18 protein-coding genes are annotated in these 17,750 nt (G+C 64.6%); 10 read left to right on the top strand and 8 right to left on the bottom strand.

Annotated elements, in window-relative coordinates:
* Positions 1-129 precede the first annotated feature (129 nt).
* From AMS69_RS10590 to AMS69_RS10560, 7 genes are all read left to right on the top strand, one after another.
* Entirely contained in the window at positions 130-1,491 is a 1,362-nt protein-coding gene (locus AMS69_RS10590) for a sodium:calcium antiporter (protein WP_053968355.1), read from the top strand.
* Positions 1,491-2,846 carry a D-aminoacyl-tRNA deacylase gene (locus AMS69_RS10585; protein WP_053968049.1) on the top strand — a complete coding sequence of 452 codons (1,356 nt, stop codon included), beginning with the start codon at positions 1,491-1,493 and terminating at the stop codon, positions 2,844-2,846. The genes AMS69_RS10590 and AMS69_RS10585 overlap by 1 nt, the downstream gene beginning before the upstream one ends.
* A 103-nt stretch (positions 2,847-2,949) precedes the next feature.
* Entirely contained in the window at positions 2,950-4,110 is a 1,161-nt protein-coding gene (gene ftsZ / locus AMS69_RS10580; protein WP_053968048.1) for a cell division protein FtsZ, read from the top strand.
* Positions 4,111-4,236: 126 nt separating this feature from the next.
* Positions 4,237-5,475: an ABC transporter substrate-binding protein gene (locus tag AMS69_RS10575; RefSeq protein ID WP_238378380.1), complete on the top strand. Its 1,239-nt coding sequence runs from the start codon at positions 4,237-4,239 to the stop codon at positions 5,473-5,475.
* The gene (locus tag AMS69_RS10570) at positions 5,472-7,925 is read left to right on the top strand and encodes a methyl-accepting chemotaxis protein (RefSeq protein ID WP_053968047.1); all 2,454 of its coding nucleotides are present in this window, start codon (positions 5,472-5,474) and stop codon (positions 7,923-7,925) included. The genes AMS69_RS10575 and AMS69_RS10570 overlap by 4 nt, the downstream gene beginning before the upstream one ends.
* 139 nt (positions 7,926-8,064) lie before the next feature.
* Positions 8,065-8,244: a protein translocase SEC61 complex subunit gamma gene (locus AMS69_RS10565; RefSeq protein ID WP_004516835.1), complete on the top strand. Its 180-nt coding sequence runs from the start codon at positions 8,065-8,067 to the stop codon at positions 8,242-8,244.
* Between the two features lie 4 nt (positions 8,245-8,248).
* Positions 8,249-8,686 (top strand): transcription elongation factor Spt5, encoded by a 438-nt coding sequence (locus AMS69_RS10560; protein ID WP_053968046.1) that lies wholly within the window; start codon positions 8,249-8,251, stop codon positions 8,684-8,686.
* Positions 8,687-8,807: 121 nt separating this feature from the next.
* Here the strand turns inward: AMS69_RS10560 and AMS69_RS10555 are convergent, their stop codons facing one another.
* Positions 8,808-9,107, bottom strand: a complete 300-nt coding sequence (locus tag AMS69_RS10555) for a DUF7565 family protein (RefSeq protein ID WP_004516837.1) — start codon at positions 9,105-9,107, stop codon at positions 8,808-8,810.
* A 115-nt stretch (positions 9,108-9,222) separates the two neighbouring features.
* On the opposite strand from AMS69_RS10555, the gene AMS69_RS10550 reads away from it, so the two are divergent.
* Positions 9,223-9,984, top strand: coding sequence for a PHP-associated domain-containing protein (locus tag AMS69_RS10550; RefSeq protein WP_053968045.1), 762 nt, complete (start codon positions 9,223-9,225; stop codon positions 9,982-9,984).
* Here AMS69_RS10550 and AMS69_RS10545 read toward each other — a convergent pair.
* Positions 9,981-10,487: a metal-dependent hydrolase gene (locus tag AMS69_RS10545; protein ID WP_053968044.1), complete on the bottom strand. Its 507-nt coding sequence runs from the start codon at positions 10,485-10,487 to the stop codon at positions 9,981-9,983. The two genes, AMS69_RS10550 and AMS69_RS10545, sit on opposite strands and share 4 nt — an antisense overlap.
* Before the next feature lie 36 nt (positions 10,488-10,523).
* On the bottom strand, positions 10,524-11,033 hold the full coding sequence (locus AMS69_RS10540; RefSeq protein WP_053968043.1) for a CinA family protein: 510 nt from the start codon (positions 11,031-11,033) through the stop codon (positions 10,524-10,526).
* A gap of 78 nt (positions 11,034-11,111) precedes the next feature.
* Here AMS69_RS10540 and AMS69_RS20625 point away from each other — a divergent pair, with 78 nt between their 5' ends.
* Both AMS69_RS20625 and AMS69_RS10535 read left to right on the top strand, forming a co-directional pair.
* Complete coding sequence (locus AMS69_RS20625) at positions 11,112-11,255, top strand: hypothetical protein (protein WP_170083565.1); 144 nt, start codon at positions 11,112-11,114, stop codon at positions 11,253-11,255.
* A 38-nt stretch (positions 11,256-11,293) separates the two neighbouring features.
* A complete protein-coding gene (locus AMS69_RS10535) occupies positions 11,294-12,412 on the top strand; it encodes a pyridoxal phosphate-dependent aminotransferase (protein ID WP_053968042.1) in 1,119 nt (372 codons plus the stop codon).
* A 20-nt stretch (positions 12,413-12,432) separates the two neighbouring features.
* Here AMS69_RS10535 and citE read toward each other — a convergent pair whose 3' ends face one another.
* The 5 genes from citE to glmS are packed head-to-tail and all read right to left on the bottom strand — an operon-like array spanning position 12,433 to position 17,703.
* Entirely contained in the window at positions 12,433-13,473 is a 1,041-nt protein-coding gene (gene citE / locus AMS69_RS10530) for an L-malyl-CoA/beta-methylmalyl-CoA lyase (protein WP_053968041.1), read from the bottom strand.
* Positions 13,470-14,546 (bottom strand): 2-methylfumaryl-CoA hydratase, encoded by a 1,077-nt coding sequence (gene mch / locus AMS69_RS10525; RefSeq protein ID WP_053968040.1) that lies wholly within the window; start codon positions 14,544-14,546, stop codon positions 13,470-13,472. Before mch ends, citE begins: the two co-directional genes overlap by 4 nt.
* On the bottom strand, positions 14,539-15,807 hold the full coding sequence (locus AMS69_RS10520; protein WP_053968039.1) for a methylaspartate ammonia-lyase: 1,269 nt from the start codon (positions 15,805-15,807) through the stop codon (positions 14,539-14,541). Before AMS69_RS10520 ends, mch begins: the two co-directional genes overlap by 8 nt.
* Complete coding sequence (locus AMS69_RS10515; protein WP_053968038.1) at positions 15,797-17,260, bottom strand: methylaspartate mutase subunit E; 1,464 nt, start codon at positions 17,258-17,260, stop codon at positions 15,797-15,799. The genes AMS69_RS10520 and AMS69_RS10515 overlap by 11 nt, the downstream gene beginning before the upstream one ends.
* Before the next feature lie 2 nt (positions 17,261-17,262).
* A complete protein-coding gene (gene glmS, locus AMS69_RS10510) occupies positions 17,263-17,703 on the bottom strand; it encodes a methylaspartate mutase subunit S (protein ID WP_004592954.1) in 441 nt (146 codons plus the stop codon).
* Positions 17,704-17,750: the final 47 nt, after the last annotated feature.

Genomic DNA, 17,750 nt, shown 5'->3' with positions numbered 1-17,750 from the left:
CCAACGTCAGCGCGCCCCGGTCGTATCAACGCCACGCTCTGTGGGACACAGCCCCGGCCGACACTTTCGCAAGCTTTTCAGCCGGACCTAGCCACATTTCCGACAGTGAGTCGTCTACGTCATCCACTGCTGCAGGTTGCCGTCGCGCTGGCCCTGACCGTCGGCTGGATTTACCTCTTTATCTCCGGCATTGAAGTCGGGAACCTGACTACCGTCGCGGTCAGTGGGTTCGCCGTTCTCGGGGCGTCGTTCCTGCTGGCCTGGGGCGCTGAAACCGCCGAAAAAGACGTGCCGAGGGCCTTTGCTATCGCCGTCCTCGCTATTCTTGCCGTGGCTCCCGAGTACGCCGTCGACGCGCTGTACGCATGGAACGCCGGGGCAGGCGGTGCGACGACAGAAGCCTGTCGGCAGTTCACGGCGGCAGAAATCGAGTCGGCGAGCGGGGGGCTCGCTCGCGCCTGTCACGACGCGAACCTCGCCATCGCGAACATGACCGGCGCGAACCGTATCCTCATCGGCATCGGCTGGGCGGGCATCGCCGTGTTTACCGTCTGGCGCGCGGCGAAAACCCGGGACCCGGCGGTCCAGAAACGCGACGGCTTCCTGACCGATGCCGTCCAGCTGGACACCGACATCGCGACCGAGATTTCCTTCCTCTTTCTGGCGACAATGTGGGCGTTTCTCGTCCCCCTCGGCGGCGGTATCGGTATCCTCGATACGCTGTTTCTGGTCGGTCTCTACGTCGCGTACATCGGTCTCGTGCTCAAGTCCGACATCGAACACAGCGAGCACACCGTCGGCGTGCCCAAGTACTTCCAGGAGTGGTCGCTGCCGTGGCGGCCGCTCGTCGTTCTGGCGTTATTTGGCTATTCCGGCGCAATGATTTTCACTGCGGTCGAGCCGTTCGCCCACGGGCTGGAAGAAATCGGTGTCGCGAACGGCATCCCCGAGTTCTTCATGATCCAGTGGGTCGCCCCGCTGGCCAGCGAGTCGCCCGAACTCATCGTCGTCGCCGTGCTGGTCAACAAGGCCCGGTCGACGGCGGGGTTCAACGCCCTCATCTCCTCGAAACTCAATCAGTGGACACTGCTCATCGGGACCATCGCGGTGGTGTACTCCATCGCGCTCGGCGGGTACAGCGTGCTGCCGTTCGACGCCAGACAGGGCGCAGAGATCTGGATTACGGCGGCCCAGTCCTTCTTTGCGCTCGCCATTCTGGTCAACTTCGAGATCAGCATCCGCGAAGCAATCGGGCTGTTCGTGCTGTTCATCTCGCAGGTGGGTCTGGAGTTCGCTATCATCAGGGACCTCGTCGCTGTGCCCATATCGAGTCACGACCTCCTGCTGGCGTACACGGGGCTGTATGTCGTCATCGGGGCCGGACTGTTCGTCCAGCGGCGCGAGGCGCTGAAACACCTGTTCGGGCTGGCCGGAGACGCCGTCCGGACCGCAATGGGTCGTGAACCCGCCAATCTGGAGAACGCGGACTGATGCTCGGCATCGTTGTGTCACACGCTGACGCGGCGTCGACTCACATTGGGGAGCACCTGCGCTCGCTGCGAGACTGGGACACTCACGTCGACAACACGCGGCCCGATACCGAGGGCGGCGGCACGGTGTACCGGACTGACAGCGTCGAACTCCGCGAGTTCGAGCCGCTTCATCTGGACATCGAAAACGTCGCGGCGGCGTTCGACGACCCCGACCTGCTGGTGTTCGCATCGAAACACGCCGGCGAGACGGACGAACTCCTGACGGCACACCACACCGGGAACTTCGGCGTCGCGGAGTACGGCGGTGAGGACGGGCAGTTCGCCCGCGCCTGTCCCGGTGCACACACGGCCGTGGTTTCGGCGCTCCAGCGCCACGCCCCACCGGACTACGAGGTCGGCATGGAGTGTACACACCACGGCCCGACAGACGTCGGCGTCCCGTCGATGTTCGTCGAGGTCGGCAGTGCGGAGCCACAGTGGGAGGACCCTGACGCCGCCGAAGCCGCCGCCAGAGCGATACTGGACCTTGCGGACGAACCGGCCGACAAACCGCGGGAGAACGGGACGCGCCGCCACCTCCTCGGTGTCGGTGGCGGCCACTACGCTCCGCGGTTCGAACGGGTCGTCCGCGAGACGGACTGGGCAGTCGGCCATATTGCCGCCAACTGGTCGCTGGACGCGCTGGCAGAGTGGGCCGACAGCGAGGAGGAGCGTGACGCAGTTCTCGAACGCGCCTTCCGGGCCAGTGCGGCCGACTACGCCCTCATGGAGGGCGAGCGTCCGGACCTACAGGCGGCTATCGAATCGCTTGGCTACCGCGTCGTCAGCGAGACGTTCGTTCAGGAGACGACCGGTGTCGACCTGAGCCTTGTCGAGGCACTCGAAGCCGCTGTCGGGCCGGTAGACGACGGTCTCAGGTTCGGAGCGCTTTCATCCGGACACGACGGCGAGTGGACCGTGCTCGACCTCCCCGACGAACTAATCGCAGACGTACGCGGAGTCGATAGCGAAGCGCTGCGTGAGACCATCGAAGGTCAGTCTATCGCGTACGTAACCGAGCAAAACGGGACGGTGTTCACCGGGCCGGTTGTCTGTCCGGCCGGGACGGACCTGCAAGCGGTCGTCGACCCGCTCGTCGCAATCCTCGAACGACGCTTCGACAGCGTCGAGTGGGCCGCGGACGAACTCGTTGCCCGCGAGACAGCGTTCGATCCGGACCTCGCGCGAACTGCTGGCATCCCTGAAGGACCGAAATTCGGGAAGCTCGCCTCGGGCGAGTCAGTCGAGATCGACGGGGAAGAGATCGAGCCGGAGCGCTTCCAGCGCGAGCGTATACGTCGATATACGCTGTGAACACTGGCGCGTTAGCCGCCGAAACTGGGACTCAACACGTCAGACGAGCGTCAGACAGAGGGGGAAAACTAATAACTATTCGTCTGCAAGGACGCTTTAAATTATGGATTCGATAATTGACGACGCTATCGACGAGGCAGAACAAGACGGGGAGGACGCGGACGGAGGGAATGTAAACGAAACTACATCCTCGCCGTCACAGGACATGTCCACGTCGGGGACGATGTCCGACGAGGAACTGGCAAGCGTCGTCAAAGACCTAGAGACGAAGATCACCGTCGTTGGCTGTGGCGGTGCCGGCGGGAACACGGTCACCCGGATGATGGAGGAAGGCATCCACGGGGCCAAGCTCGTCGCCGCAAACACCGACGCACAGCACCTCGCCGATGAGGTCGCTGCTGACACGAAGATTCTCATCGGCCGCAAGCGCACCGGCGGCCGCGGGGCCGGTTCGGTCCCGAAGATCGGCGAGGAGGCCGCACAGGAGGACATCGAGGACATCCAGCAGTCTATCGACGGCTCGGATATGGTGTTCGTCACCGCGGGTCTCGGCGGCGGCACCGGTACCGGCGCGGCCCCGGTCGTCGCACAGGCCGCCCAGGAAGCCGGCGCGCTCACCATCTCTATCGTGACGATTCCCTTTACTGCGGAGGGGGAGCGACGGCGCGCCAACGCCGACGCTGGCCTCGAACGCCTCCGCTCCGTCTCTGACACGGTCATCGTCGTCCCGAACGACCGCCTGCTCGACTACGCACCCAGCATGCCACTGCAGGACGCGTTCAAAATCTGCGACCGCGTGCTCATGCGCTCGGTCAAGGGCATGACTGAACTCATCACCAAGCCCGGCCTCGTCAACGTGGACTTCGCCGACGTTCGGACCATCATGGAGAACGGCGGCGTCGCGATGATTGGTCTCGGCGAATCCGACTCGGAGAACAAGGCCCAGGACTCTATCCGCTCGGCGCTCCGCTCGCCGCTGCTTGACGTGGAGTTCGACGGCGCGAACTCTGCGCTCGTCAACGTGGTCGGTGGTCCAGACATGAGCATCGAGGAAGCCGAGGGCGTCGTCGAGGAAATCTACGACCGCATCGACCCCGACGCTCGCATCATCTGGGGCGCGTCGGTCAACAACGAGTTCGAGGGCAAGATGGAGACGATGATTGTCGTCACCGGCGTCGAGAGCCCACAGATCTACGGTCAGAGTGAGGCCGAACAGGAGAAGGCCGCCCAGCAACTCGGCGAAGACATCGACTACGTCGACTAATCTGCCTCGTCGCCCCGGTTTTTACTTCCCTCTAATCACCGTTACGTACATCTCTATCTACATTTTGCTATCATAAATGATACTCTCGCCGAAAAGCGTTTATCCGGAAATTCAGATTCTTTGCTCATGTACTCAGACTCGAGGCGTGGTGTACTCAAAAAATGTCTGGCAGCCGGAGGTTTGGGCATCTCATCTGGCTGCCTTGGTTCCCTGAACGGGAGCGGTGGCACTGTGCAGTTTGGTGCGCTCCTTCCGCTCAGTGGTGCGCTCGCCCCACTCGGGCAACACGGCAAGCGCATGGTCGAGCAGGCAGCGAGCGATGTCAACGCGGCCGGTGGTATCCGCGGGAACGATGTCGAAGTGACTATCCTTGATACTGAAGCGAACGCAGAAACCGCTGTCGAGCAGTACCGGACGCTCGTCGATCGTGGTGTCATTGGCTTCGTCGGTGGCCTCGTCAGTGACGCGTCGCTCGCTCTCGCACCGGAGGCGGCCAGCGACGAGATTATGGAGGTCAGCCCGGCCAGTACTGCTCCGCAGCTATCGACTGCCGGTCGAGCCAACGGGCGGAAATACTTCGGCCGAACGGTGCCAAGCGACGGGACGCAAGCGGTAGTAATGGCGAAGGTCGTCGACGACTCGCTGTACATCGACGCTGATTCCGTCGCATTACTGAGCATCGACAACTCATTCGGTGCTGGACTGGCAGCGGCACAGCGTGAGGCGCTGGACGCCGAGGTTGTCGCCGATGTTCGGTACGACCCGTCGTCAGAATCGTTCGACGACACGCTTGCGGAGGTGTTCCAGAACGACCCCGATGCCGTCACCTTCACCAGCGTCTCCGGGCAGGAGCGGGGCATCCTTGATGCATACAGCCAGTCGGAGTACGACGTTCCGTGGGTGTTGTCCGCTGGGATGTTCGGCGGTGACCTCCCGTCGTACTACGACGGGTTCTACAGCGCGTCGCTGTCCTCTGCGCGGACCCAGGCGTACTTCGAACTCGTTCGGCGGCTCTCGGATATCGACCAGCCAAGAGCGTACTCGGTCAATGCCTATGACGCGCTGTTTTTGATGGCGTGTGCCGCCGAGCAGGCCGGTGAAGCCAGCGGTCCGGCAATCGCCGAGACTATTCAGTCGGTCTCCGGCGGGTCCGGGCACACTGTTTCAGTCGGCGACTTCGGTCGTGTTCGGTCACTCACTGAGGCCGGTCGAGCGGTGAACTATCAGGGCGCGTCCGGAAGCGTTGATCTGACAGCGAATCTCGAACCGCTGAGTTCGTATCTGATCGAACGGGTCACGGACGGGTCGGTCGAGTCGCTGGAGCTACTCCAGTCACGGTTCTTCAAATCAGGAGGCAATCAATGAGTTCACTCCCCAGCCGGATGGTGCAGGCGACGGAACGTGCGCTCCCTGACGTTATTCGGCGGCGATACGCCGCGAAGTTCGGCGTCCTGTTGCTCGGTGTTGTCGTCATCCTCGCGCTCGGCGGCGCAGCGATCCACCTCGACACGGGGTCGCTGGTCGAGTCACAGACTGAGGAGCAGATCCTCGGCGTTGCGGAGTCGCAGTCGAGTTCTGTGTCGAGCTGGGTCTCGAACAAGCAATCTACGGCGGCGTTCCTCGCGGCGTCTATCGGTGACCGATCCGAGTCAACCTCGGACACAGAACACCAGCGGTGGCTCGAACAGAAGCTCATCGGGCTTCCGGGAGACGTCCGTGCGCTGCATTACGTCGACGCTGCTGACGGTACAGTCACCGCCAGCACCGACGACGACCTGAACGGCGTCGCACTGAGCGACGTTGACGATCCGTGGACCGACGCGAGTGGGGCAGTTGTCTCGTCGGGACCGACGGGCACGTCCGAAGCGTACCAGAGCGGTAACGAATCGGTTATCGCCTTCGTCCAGCCCGTCTCCGGCAGTGACGAATACGTCGTACTGACGGCGTCGCTCGAGGCTCGCTCCCACGAGTTCACGTCACCGTTTGCGACCGGCGACGTGAAAGTCGTCGGATCGGACGGCCAGATCATCCTCGACAACCGAAAGAGTTCGATTCTCGAAGAGTACGCGGCAACCGGGGACGCGACCGATACGAGTGTCGAAGCGGCACTGAACGGCGAAACCGGCTACAAATCTGTCTCCGCCAGAACGGGGATGGAAGACGGGCAGTACGTGATGGCGTACACGCCAGTGACTGGCACTGAGTGGGCGTTGCTGTATCACGTGCCCCAGGACCGCGCGTTCGCACTGCAGTCGGCTGTCTCCCAGAACATCGCGCTCCTGCTTGCGCTTGCCGTCGGGGCGCTGTTTGTCGTCGGGGTGACAATCGGGCGCGGAACCGCGAACGCACTCGCCCGTGTCGCTGAAAGCGCCGAGGACATCGCCGCAGGTGAGATCAACAGCACCCTTCCAGAGACCACTCGCGTCGACGAGATGGGACAGCTGTACGACTCCTTCGCATCGATGCAGGCGTACCTGACGACCGCCGCAGACCAGGCCGACGCACTCGCTGCAAAGCGGTTCGACGACCCGGCGCTCGAAGAGAGCATCCCCGGCGAATTCGGTGCGGCGCTGGAGGAGATGGGCGAGGACATCCAGACGTTGATCACCGATGTCGAGGCCGCCAGAGACGAGGCGGAGGCGGCGAAGGAAGACGCCGAGTCGATGGCGGCTGCCCTCGAAGCCAAGGCGGCCGAGTTCAGCAAAGTGATGGACAAGTCGGCAGACGGGGACCTCACCCAGCGGATGGCGACCGATAGCGACTACGACGCGATGGTCGACATCGCGGAGAGTTTCAACGAGATGATCGCGGAACTCGAACGAACGGTCAACCGCATCGAAGGGTTCGCCGGCACTGTCGACAGTTCGACGGAGACGATCTCCGCGAGCGCACAGGAAGTGCGGTCGGCCAGCGAGTCGGTGAGCGAGTCGGTGCAACAGATCGCCGAAGGCGCTGACGAGCAAAACCGGAACATCCAGCAGGTGAGCGACGAGATGACCGACCTGTCGGCGACCGTCGAGGAAATCACCTCGTCGACCGACGAAGTCGCGTCGAAGTCCCAGCAGGCCGTCAACGACGGCGAGTCCGGCCGCGAATACGCCGAGCAGGCCGCCGCTGAAATCGAGGCGCTCGAACGGAAGTCCACCGAGGCTATCGAACAGGTGGAGTCCCTCGCAGAGGAGATGGAGCGCATCGGCGAGGTCACGACGCTCATCGACGAAATCGCGGAACAGACGAATATGCTCGCGCTCAACGCGAACATCGAAGCTGCGCGGGCCGGTGAGGCGGGCGAAGGGTTCGCTGTCGTGGCCCGCGAGATCAAGACGCTCGCCGAGGAAACGCAGGAAGCGACGACTGATATCGAGTCGATGATCGACGACATTCGGTCCCGGACGGACACCACCGTCGAGGACATGCAGGAAATGGGTGAGAGCGTCGACACCGGGAAAGAGACGGTCGAAAACGCGACCGACGCGCTGACCAGTATCGTCCAGCAGGTCAACGAGGCCAATGACGGCGTGCAGGCTATCAGCGACGCGACCGACGAACAGGCCGCCTCGATGGAAGAGGTCGTCTCGATGGCCGAGGAAGTCGGCTCGATCAGCGAGGAGACATCTGCCGAGGCAGAAAACGTCGCCGCGTCCGCCGAGGAACAGACGGCGTCGATCACAGAGGTCACCGAGAAGATACAGTCGCTCTCCAGTCAGGCGACTGACCTCAAGGAGCTTATCGACCAGTTCGAAACCAGCGATGCCGGTGACGGTAGCGATCTGGGGACGCACGGAGCGGGCGGAACTGCGCTGACTGACGACTGATCGAACGGGTTCGGAACGCCCGTTCCGGGTATCGCTCTCTCTGTCGACTACGTTTTTTGATGACGCGATACACTGTGAGCGGTTCGAGTCGTCGCCGCGCACCACAATATAGAAAAGCCACCAGTGGGTACGACCCGCTATGGACGTTCCATACGATCTCACCTCCTACATCCGCGTACTCAAACTTGCGAGTACGCCGTCGTGGGAGGAGTTCTCCCAGATCGCGAAAATCGCCGGCGCGGGCATCGCGCTGGTCGGACTGCTCGGGTTCATCATCTTCGCCGTGATGACCTTCGTACCTGGCAGCAAGCCGGTGTAAACCGATGGGGATCTACGCAGTCAAAACCACGGCCAGCCAGGAACGCACCGTCGCGGACATGATCATCTCCCGCGAGGAAGACGAGATTCACGCCGCGCTCGCGCCGGACTCGCTGACGAGTTACGTGATGGTGGAAGCCGACGACGCTGCGGTGTTCGACCGTATCCTCGACGAGATTCCCCACGCCAACGGCGTCGTGCAGGGGGAGTCCTCGATGGCGGAAGTCGAGCACTTCCTCTCCCCGAAACCCGACGTGGAAGGGATCGCAGAGGGCGACATCGTCGAACTCATCGCCGGCCCGTTCAAGGGCGAGAAGGCACAGGTCCAGCGCATCGACGAGGGCAAGGACCAGGTCACCGTCGAACTGTACGAGGCGACGGTCCCGATTCCGGTGACCGTGCGTGGTGACCAGATCCGGGTTCTTGACTCAGAAGAGCGATAGCTCTCCGTTCACCTCGAATCATAGCGGAGTAAGCCGGCAAAAAGCGATTACATTGCGTTTTCAAACTAGTTTCCAGTGACCACTATCTGGTCAGGCGGCGCGGTAAAACAAACGGCGGTCGCTACGCTTCGCCGCCTTCCAGTCGATCGATGACTTCGCTCATGTTGGCGGCGGCCTCGACGGACTCCTTGATCTGTTCGCGGCGGCGGACCTCAGCGGCAGAGGCGTCGTAGGCGCGAACGTACTCCGCGCGGGAGTGTTCGTCGAACGCGTGCTTGATAGCGAAGTAGCCGTCGGGGACGACGGCACCACAGACCTTGCACTCGATGCGGTCGTGTTCGACCGACTGGTGGATGATGAGTTCCTCGACGCGGTCGAACTGTCTGTCGTCCCCTTCGATGTCGCACTCCCAGCGTGGCATTTGCTCAGTGGCAGGCGACGCGGGGTTAAAAACGTTGGCTGCCACCTGTCAGCCGTCTGTCTCGCAGACTGCCGAAACGGAAACCCCTAATGGCAGTACGGAGTTAGCGTCGACCGTGCAACCCGAGGGGTACGCCGTTGATCTCCACGTGAAAGTGCTCGACGACGGGGTCGTCGAGCGCGCGAAGGCACGTGGCCTCGACGCGCTGGTGTACGCGCCGCATTTCACGCGGCTCCCGGAGATACGGCGGCAAGCAGAGGCGTTTTCCGACGAAGAGCTGACTGTGTTCCCGGCCAGAGAGATCTTTACTGGCACCTGGCAACAGCGCCGGCACGTACTGGCCATCGGTCTCGAAGCGCCGATTCCAGATTTCATTACCTTCGACGGCGCGATGCGAGAACTGGACCGCCAAGACGCGGCCGTCCTCGTCCCCCATCCCGGCTTTCTCAATGTCAGTCTCGGACTGGATGACATCGAAGCGTACGAGGACAGTATCGACGCGCTGGAAGTGTACAACCCCAAACAGCTGTCCCACCACCGGGACCGCGCGCAGTCGTTCACGTCGGCAACCGGTCACGAGCCGTTCGTCTCGTCGTATGCCCACGTCCGTGGGACCGTCGGTGAGGCGTACGTGACCTTCGCCGAGGCGTTCGACGACGTGGCGGCGCTCAGTACGGCACTGAAAAACGACGTGGAGCGGTCGCTGTTCCATCGCGACGGGCTCTCACACGACCTCCGGCGGGCGGTCGAGTGGGCACATCTGGGGCTGGAAAACACGTGGGGCAAGTTCGACCGGCTGATGCTGCAGGGGACCGAGCCGACGCACCCCGACCACGTCGCGTACGACGGTCGGTTCAACGACGTGAAGGTGTACTAAACCAGAAATGCGCTGTTGTCGACGACGAAGGTTCTGACCACCGGCGGCAGATACTGCGGGAGGACGTGGACAAGCAGGGCGACCGCGAGCAGTTCGAAGGCGGTAATCACGACGGTAACGGCTTCGGCGCGGTCGCTGGACGTTGTAACGCCCGTCGGCGAGCCGTACTCCGTGTCCGAGAACGGGTAGAACAGGGCAATGCCCCGGCGGGAGCCGAAGTAGTCCAGCACGTAATGCGTGAGGACGCCGAGCCACACCCACTGGAGATTACCGCCGTGATACAGTGGGTGGGCCAGGAATATGATGAGGACAGGGATGTTGTGCAGCGTCTTGCGGTGCTTGCCGAAGGCCGTGTCGACATCGGGGAACAGTGCGCCCAGGACGACGGGGAGAAACACCTCCGCGATTGTCGCGAAAGTCGTCACGTCGCCCGATGGGTCGAGAACGTACCCCAGTCCGATGCTCAGGAGGACGGCGTTCAGGACGTGCCCACGTTTGTTCATCTACCTGACCGTCTGTGTCCCGACTGAAATGGCTTACTACTCCTGTAAGGCGGTTTCCAGGTCCCGGAGCGCCTGTGTCGCGATGGCCGCTTTGATTTCGCGACGGGTGCCGTCAAACTCGTAGCGAGATACCGTCACGCCGGACTCGTTGGTTCCCCATGGGGCCGCCTCGGCGACGGCGATGTACACCGTCCCGACAGGCGTCTCCGGCGAACCGCCGCTCGGCCCAGCAACGCCGGTTGTGGCGACGCCCCAGTCGGTCCGGGCGGTGTCGCGAACGCCCTGAGCCATCTCCGCGGCGACCGGCTCCGACACTGCACCGTGGGCATCCAGCGATTCACGCGAGACGGCCAGCAGTTCCCGCTTGGCTTCGTAGGAGTAGGTGACCAGCGAGCGGTCGAAGTAATCGCTTGAGCCGGGGATATCTGTTATTTTCGAGCCGACGAGACCACCGGTACAGGACTCCGCGGTAGCGACTGTGGCATCGGCTTCCCGGAGACGCTTGCCGACGCGCTTCTCGACCAGGTCCGCTGTGTCGTCTGTCATTAGCGGTAATTGTCGTGACGGGCGAATAAGCGTTCATCCCAGGCCGGGGTATTTCAGTTTAGAGACATAAATGGGCGTATGAGCTATCAGACGACGCTTGGCTGGTCACTCGTTACGTCGGGCCTCGTGACGCTGTTCCTGTGGGTCTTGCCGGGGTCGGACCTCCTGTGGGGGCTACTGCTGCTGGTGCTTGGTGGACTGACGCTGTACGTCCGCCAGTAGACAGAAAAGCAGACGGAGCCGGCGGCCACAGAGCCCGTATGGACTACACGGAACCCCAGTTCTTCCGGGTCATGCAGTACGCGGCCCGGGCCGACCGGGACGTGGTGGACATGGTGTCGGGCAATCCCGACTGGGACCCGCCCGAGGGGCTTCGGGACGGGCTCAGGGACTACGCCGAGGCCCCGGCCGACGACTACCAGTATCCGCCATCCGTTGGGCTGACACCGCTCCGCGACGAAATCGCCGCTCGGCGCGGCGTGGACCGGACCCGCGTCCTCGTCACGAACGGCGCTGGCGAGGCGAACCACCTCGCGATGACCGGCGGGCTCCACCACTTCGATGGCAACGAGATTCTCCTGACTGACCCCGTTTACCCCTACTACGCCGGCCGAGCGAACTTCATCGGCGCAGACATCTCATTCGTTCCAGTCGACGAAGCAAATCGGCTGGACCCCGCGGACGTCCGGGCGGCCGCGAGCGACGAGACGGCCGTCATCGTCGTCAACTCCCCGAACAACCCCACCGGCGCGGTGTACGACGCCGACGCGATGGCCGAGTTCGCTGCCATCGCCGAGGAGTACGACGCGCTACTGCTCAGTGACGAAGTGTACGACCACTTCGACTACGCGGGCCGGTTCAGTTCGGCGCTGCACGCCGACTCAGACCACGTCGTCGCCACCAACTCCTTTTCGAAGACGATGGCAATAACGGGGTTCAGGGTCGGCTACGCTATCTTCCCACCAGAGGACGGTCCCACCGGCTCGCTCATAGAGCGCGCCCGGACCCAGCACATGCTCACGAACGTCACCGGAAGCCGACCGGCCCAGTACGCCGTTTTGCGGGCGCTGAAGACGACGAGTCCGGACTACTACGCCGCCTGCCGACGGCGGCTCGAAGAGCGCGTTGATGACTTCTGTACCGCACTGGCAGAGGCCGGGGCCGAGTACAACCGCCCGGACGGCGGCTTCTACGTGATGGCGCGGTTCCCCGACTTCCCCGGGTCGTTCGAGAACGTGTACGAACTCATCGACGAGGCCGGCGTCGCCGGGATGCCCGGCGAGGCGTTCGGCGAATCCCGGAGCGACTGGATACGGTTCGCGCTCGTGACGCCCCGGGTCGACGAGGCGGCCGCGCGGCTGGCGGCGTATTTCGAATAGCCGAAAAGAGGGTCGCTGTCTCAGCCGAAAATCAGGTCCACGTCGGTCGCCCGCGCCAGCAGGTCGCCGTCGTAGTACTCCGCAGTCTGGGCGGGGTGGGTCTCGTCGATGGCGCGCACTGTCTTGACCGTGTTCGCGAAGTTCTTGTAGGTCGCCTCGTCGACCATCTGGCCGTCGACGACGACCGCGCCGGTCCCTTCGCGTTTGGCCTCGTTGAACGACTCGATCTTGTGGAGGTCCCGCTCCAGTTCCTCGGTCGTGGGCATGTGGATGCGGTTGGCCTGCTCGGTCTGCTTGGGGTGTAGCGACCACGACCCGTCGATGCCGATGGTCGCCTCGTGTTCGACCTGGTCGGCGTAGCCCTCGGCGTTGTAGTAGGTCACGCCGGCCCGTTCGTGAAACAGCTGGTCGAAGGGGCCGCCGATGGCGACGATGTCGGCCGCGCTCGTCTCGTTCGACAGCGCTTCAAGCAGGCCGTCCCAGCGGGGCCGCTCGCCGTCGAGTGTGCGACCGCCGAGTTCCGCTGTGTAGTCGACCGGCCCGAACACGAGCCCGGAGAGCCGGGTATCTGTGGCGTACTGGCAAATCTCGCGCAGGTCCGAGCGGCCCGGCGCTGTCTCCAGAATGATTGCCATTTCCAGCGTCCCCTCGGGAAGCCCGGCGTCGCGCTCCGCGTCGGCGACGACCCCCGCAGCGTCACGCACGTCGTCGAGGCGACCGGTTTTCGGGAAGACGAAGCCGTCGAGTTCCTCGCCGACCTCAGCCGCGAGGCGGGTCACCTGCTCGATACCGCGCTCGCGGGCGTCGGCGTCGTCGTAGGCCCACTCCACGCGCGGAAGGATGTCCCCGGCGAAGTCGTCGGCGTGGTCCGGGACGTGCTCGATGATGTTATCGACGGCCTCGTCTTTCATCGACGGCGCGGTGCCGTCCTCAATGTCGGGGACGAGCCAGTCCGGGGCCTGGAACCCCTCGCTCGTCAGCCCCGAGACGAGGAACTTCGCGCTGTTGTCATTCGGAATCGCGGCCGGTGCGGTCTGGAAGGTGCGGCAGAGTCGTGTCATGTGTCTCGCTGGATGAGTGCGGTTCGCCGGCCAGAGTAGACCGGGGTCTGCTCTTGATTGAACGCGACGTGTTCAAACGTGACCGCGCCGGCCCGCTCCGGTCCGGCGTCGGGGTCACAATCGAGGACGCGGGTGAAGCCGTAGACGGTGTCGCCCAGCGTGACGAAGTCGTGGAACCGCTCGTCTGCGAACCGGTGCTCCCGGTAGGTCGCCTCGTCGGAGCGGGCGTGGGCAAGCGCAATCGAGCGGGTCACATCGCCATAGGCGACGATGTCGCCCGAGGGCGAGTCGGCCATCTCGTCGCGGTTGTGGTGCTGGCGCGCGGTGTTGAGCGTCGCCAGCGGCAGGCCGGCGACAAGCTGGTCGTCCATCGTCCGGCCGCGTTCGTGGCGGTAGGCGACGGCGGCCTGTTCCTCACGAGCGGTGTCGAGCGCCCGCTGGAAGTCCGCGAAGTGTTCGCCGTCGGGCGAGAGTAGCGTGTCGGGGAGCGTCGGACCGCCCGCGTCCTGCTCGCCGACCGCGCCGCCGTCGGTCGCCGCGGGCTCCCGGCGCGGAATCATGTTCGTCCGCCGGTAGGTCACCAGCGTCTCGCCCGTCTCGCGGTCGCGGCCCTCCGTCTCCCACGTCACGATGCCGTACTTCGGCCGTGACGAGGAGGTCCGCGTGTCGACGACGGTCGAGGTGACGGCCAGCAGCGTTCCCGGGGTCGCCGGGCGGTGGAACTGTACGTCGTCGCGCCCGAGGAAGTAGCCGCCCTTCTCCGAGAGGTCCTCGACGGTGATGCCCATGACGCAGGCGAGCAGGTAATCGGGGTGGACTGGCACGTCCTCGTAGTCGCGCTCGCGAGCCGCGTCGGCCCGCCAGTACGCCGGGTCGTGGTTGAGCGTCTGGCCCATCCACTGCTCGCTGCCGTGCTGGGAGAGGCGCAGGCCGGGGTCGTGGACGAGTTCGTCGCCCTCCGCGAAGAACTCGAAGAAGTGGCCCTTCTCCCTGGTCTCGGCGCGGTCGAGCAGGGCGTCGAACGTCTCGCCGTCCGAGAGGTCTACGGCGTCGGGGTCGGTCCAGTCAGTCATCGGCCGGCACCTCCCGTGTGGCCTCCCGGCGTGCAAGCGCCCGCCGCATCTCGTTCGTGACGACCATGAACCCCTCGTCGAAGCCCATGCCCGGTTTCGCAAGCACTTGTGCGGCGTCGGTCGCCAGCGCGACGTGGGCGCAGGCCCGCGCCGAAGTCACGGTCTCGTTGCAGGTTCCGCCGACGTAGGCGCGGGTGTCCGTGCCGTCGCAGTACAGGACCGCCTCGGCCGAGCGCTGGACGCCGCCGAGGTCAGGCGTCTTCACCTGGACCAGGTCGGCCGCGCCCGCGTCGACGAACGCCTGCACGTCCTCGAAGGTGTTACACCACTCGTCGGCGACGATGTCGACCTCGACGCCGGCGTCGGCCAGCCCCTCGCGGAGTTCGGCCATCTCGGCGATCTGGTCGGCGCGGCCGCCCGCGTCCATCGGTCCCTCCACCTGAAGGGGGTACGGCGCGGCGGCCTCCCGGAGCGTCTCGAAGTAGTCGGTCACCTCGGTCCGGTCGTACGGCGGGCCGAACACCTTCCCGAGGATGCCGTACACGTCGACGTGGAAGCGCGGCGAGTACGGCTCCGGCCCGAGCGCGGTCGCCCGGTCCGAGAGCCACGCGAGGTAGTCCCGCAAGCCCTCGCCGTTCTCCCCGACCTTCTCGACGCTGTTGAACAGGCCGTGGGGCAACACCGGCACGCCCTTGATGAGCATCTTCTCGGCGTTGATGCGCCGTTCGTCGCCGGACTGGCCGAACACGGGGACCGGCGAGGTCGCCGGCTCAGTGTCGTAGGCGTCGGCGAGTACGTCCGTCGGCGTCACACCTCGTGCCCGGGCGGCGGCGTTCAACAGCGCCTGCGAGACGCCGTAGCGGACCGCAGTATGGAGCTGGTCGCCGCCCGAGCGCTGGGCGCTCATTTCCTCCAGCATCGTCGCGTTCGCCCGGAACTCGGTCGCGTCCCGCCCGCGGAGGGCGTCGGCGACTGGCCCCTCGACGACCGGGCGGTATTTCTCGGCCCGGAACAGCGGGTCGCGGCCGCCGGCCCCGGAGTACTGGACTGCGGCGCAGTCGCCGGTCGCGACGGAGCCGTCGGCGAGTTCAAGTTCCACGATGAGCGCCTCGCCGGCCTCCCGTATCCGGTCGAACCCCTCGGTGACCGGCTGGCCGTCGTAGGCGAACCCGCTCTGGGTCGCCCCGTCCTTGATGGCCTGCTGGTCGTCGAAGAAAAAGCCCGACAGCCCGGGCACCGTTCGAACGGCCTCAATCCGCATCGCTCGCACCTCCCGCAGGGCCGTTGTCGCCGGTCGGTCTCCCGATGAGTTTCCCGTCGCTGATGGCGTCCACGTCGTCGGCGACCATCCGGAACGACTGGTCGCGGCCCTCGGTCTCGGCCCGCTCGCCCAGCCGCGCGGCGTGGATTTCCTTGATGTCGTCCGGGAGCTCGAGGTCCGCGAACTCGAAGATGCGAACTCGGCCGTCGTCGTCTCTGGCCGGCAGCACTGCGCCCTTCGCGGCGTCGCTCGGCGCGAACGGCACGTCCAGCGCGCCGCTGTCAAAGGCGTTGATGACCCCCTGTGCCACGTCGCCGTCGCCGGCCTCGTAGATAGCGTCCATCAGGTGGCGCGTCTCTCGCTCGATGAGCGCCTGTTCTTCGTCGATACCTCCAAGGTCGATGTCCTGTTCGATCATCATATCGATGAGCTGTCTCGTCGTTCGCAGTCCGGCCGCGTTGGCCTCCTTCGTCGGCACGCCCTGGAACTCCTGGGCGGATTTCGTGATGACTTTGTCCGGCTGTGCGACGGCCGCCGTCGCGCCGCCGAGACTGATGACGCCGTTTGCGCGGGCTTCGTCCGGCGGGAAGCCACCCATCCACTCGTGGAAAACGGTCGTGACCGTCACCTCGTCACGGAGGTACTCGTTACCGAGCTTCCGCAACGCGCGCAGTGCCGCCACGTCCTGCACGAGATTGCCGACCTGTCCGTAACCGAGCGTGAGCGAGCGAACGCCCTGCGTGGCGGCAAGCTCGCCCTCGACGAGCATCACCGCGATGGCGATGCTCGGCGGGACGAGCGTCCCGGTCAGCGGGCCGAAGGGCTCGCGGTTGATAGTCACGCCGCGCTCGGTGTAGGCCCCACAGAGTCGGTCGACGAACTGCCAGTGCTCGATGGTCGTCGCGAGGTCGTGCCGTTTCGTGTACGGGATGTTGTAGGAAATCGGTCCGCCCTCGAAGCTCTGGAAGCCGCCGGCAAGCGTGACCATCGCCAGCAATCTGGCGTCGGGCGTCCCGTGGCGCACCTCGACCGGTGCGTCCAGCGCCCGGATGAGCCGTCGGCAGTCCTCGACGCCGTGGTTGACCGCCGGGAAGCCGTTGAGTTCGTTCTCCTCGCTCCCGCGGGAGGCCGCCAGCCCCTCCTCGGCCTTCTCGTACTCGTTGTCCCGCGTGTAGGAGTCGATGGTCGTCGGCAGGAGGTCCGCGCCGCCCTCGTCCTGCAGATAGCGCAGGAGGTCGATCTGCTCTTCGAGGCAGGGAACGCCCGCCCGTGGCTGGAGGAGCGGCTGGTCGGCCGATTCCAGCACTTGGGCGAACTGTTTTGAGGCTGGCAGTGACTCGTGGAAGGCGATAGCCTCCTCAAAGTCGACTTCGCGACCTGTGTGCCAGTTGTCCCTGAGATCGTTTGCGATGCGCTGTAGCTGGTCGTCGCTGAGTCGCTCGTCAGTTGGCATAGTCACCCGTCAACCCTGATCTGCTCCGCCTCTGTTGTCGTCAGTTGCAGGTCTTCCCGGAGCATCTCGATAGCCTCCTCTGGGTCAGTCTCCGCGTCGAAGACGCGGTCGAAACCCATCTGTCGGAAGGTCGCCTGCGTCTCCTCGAAGTCGGACTGTCCGACGGCGAGGTTCCCGCCGACGTAGGTGAGCACGTCGAGCCCGGCGTCGTCGAGTTCGTCGTGCAGCCCCTCGCAGTCCTGGCGGGCGTGCCCGTACAGCGAGGATACCAGTACCGCCTCGGCGTCATGAGATTTCGCGGCGGAGACGAACTCGTCCTGTGCGGTCTGGACGCCGAGGTTGATGACCTCGAAGCCAGCGGCCGAGAGCGCCTGCTCTAGAATCGTGATGCCGACGACGTGTGCGTCGGAGCCAATCACGCCGAGGATAACGGTCCGGGGCATGTACTACGTCGTCGTCGTCGGGTAGTGATAAACCTAATGGTCTTTCA

The organism is Haloarcula rubripromontorii (genome assembly GCF_001280425.1).
Classification (GTDB): domain Archaea; phylum Halobacteriota; class Halobacteria; order Halobacteriales; family Haloarculaceae; genus Haloarcula; species Haloarcula rubripromontorii.
This window is presented reverse-complemented; position numbering and strand designations above follow the sequence as displayed.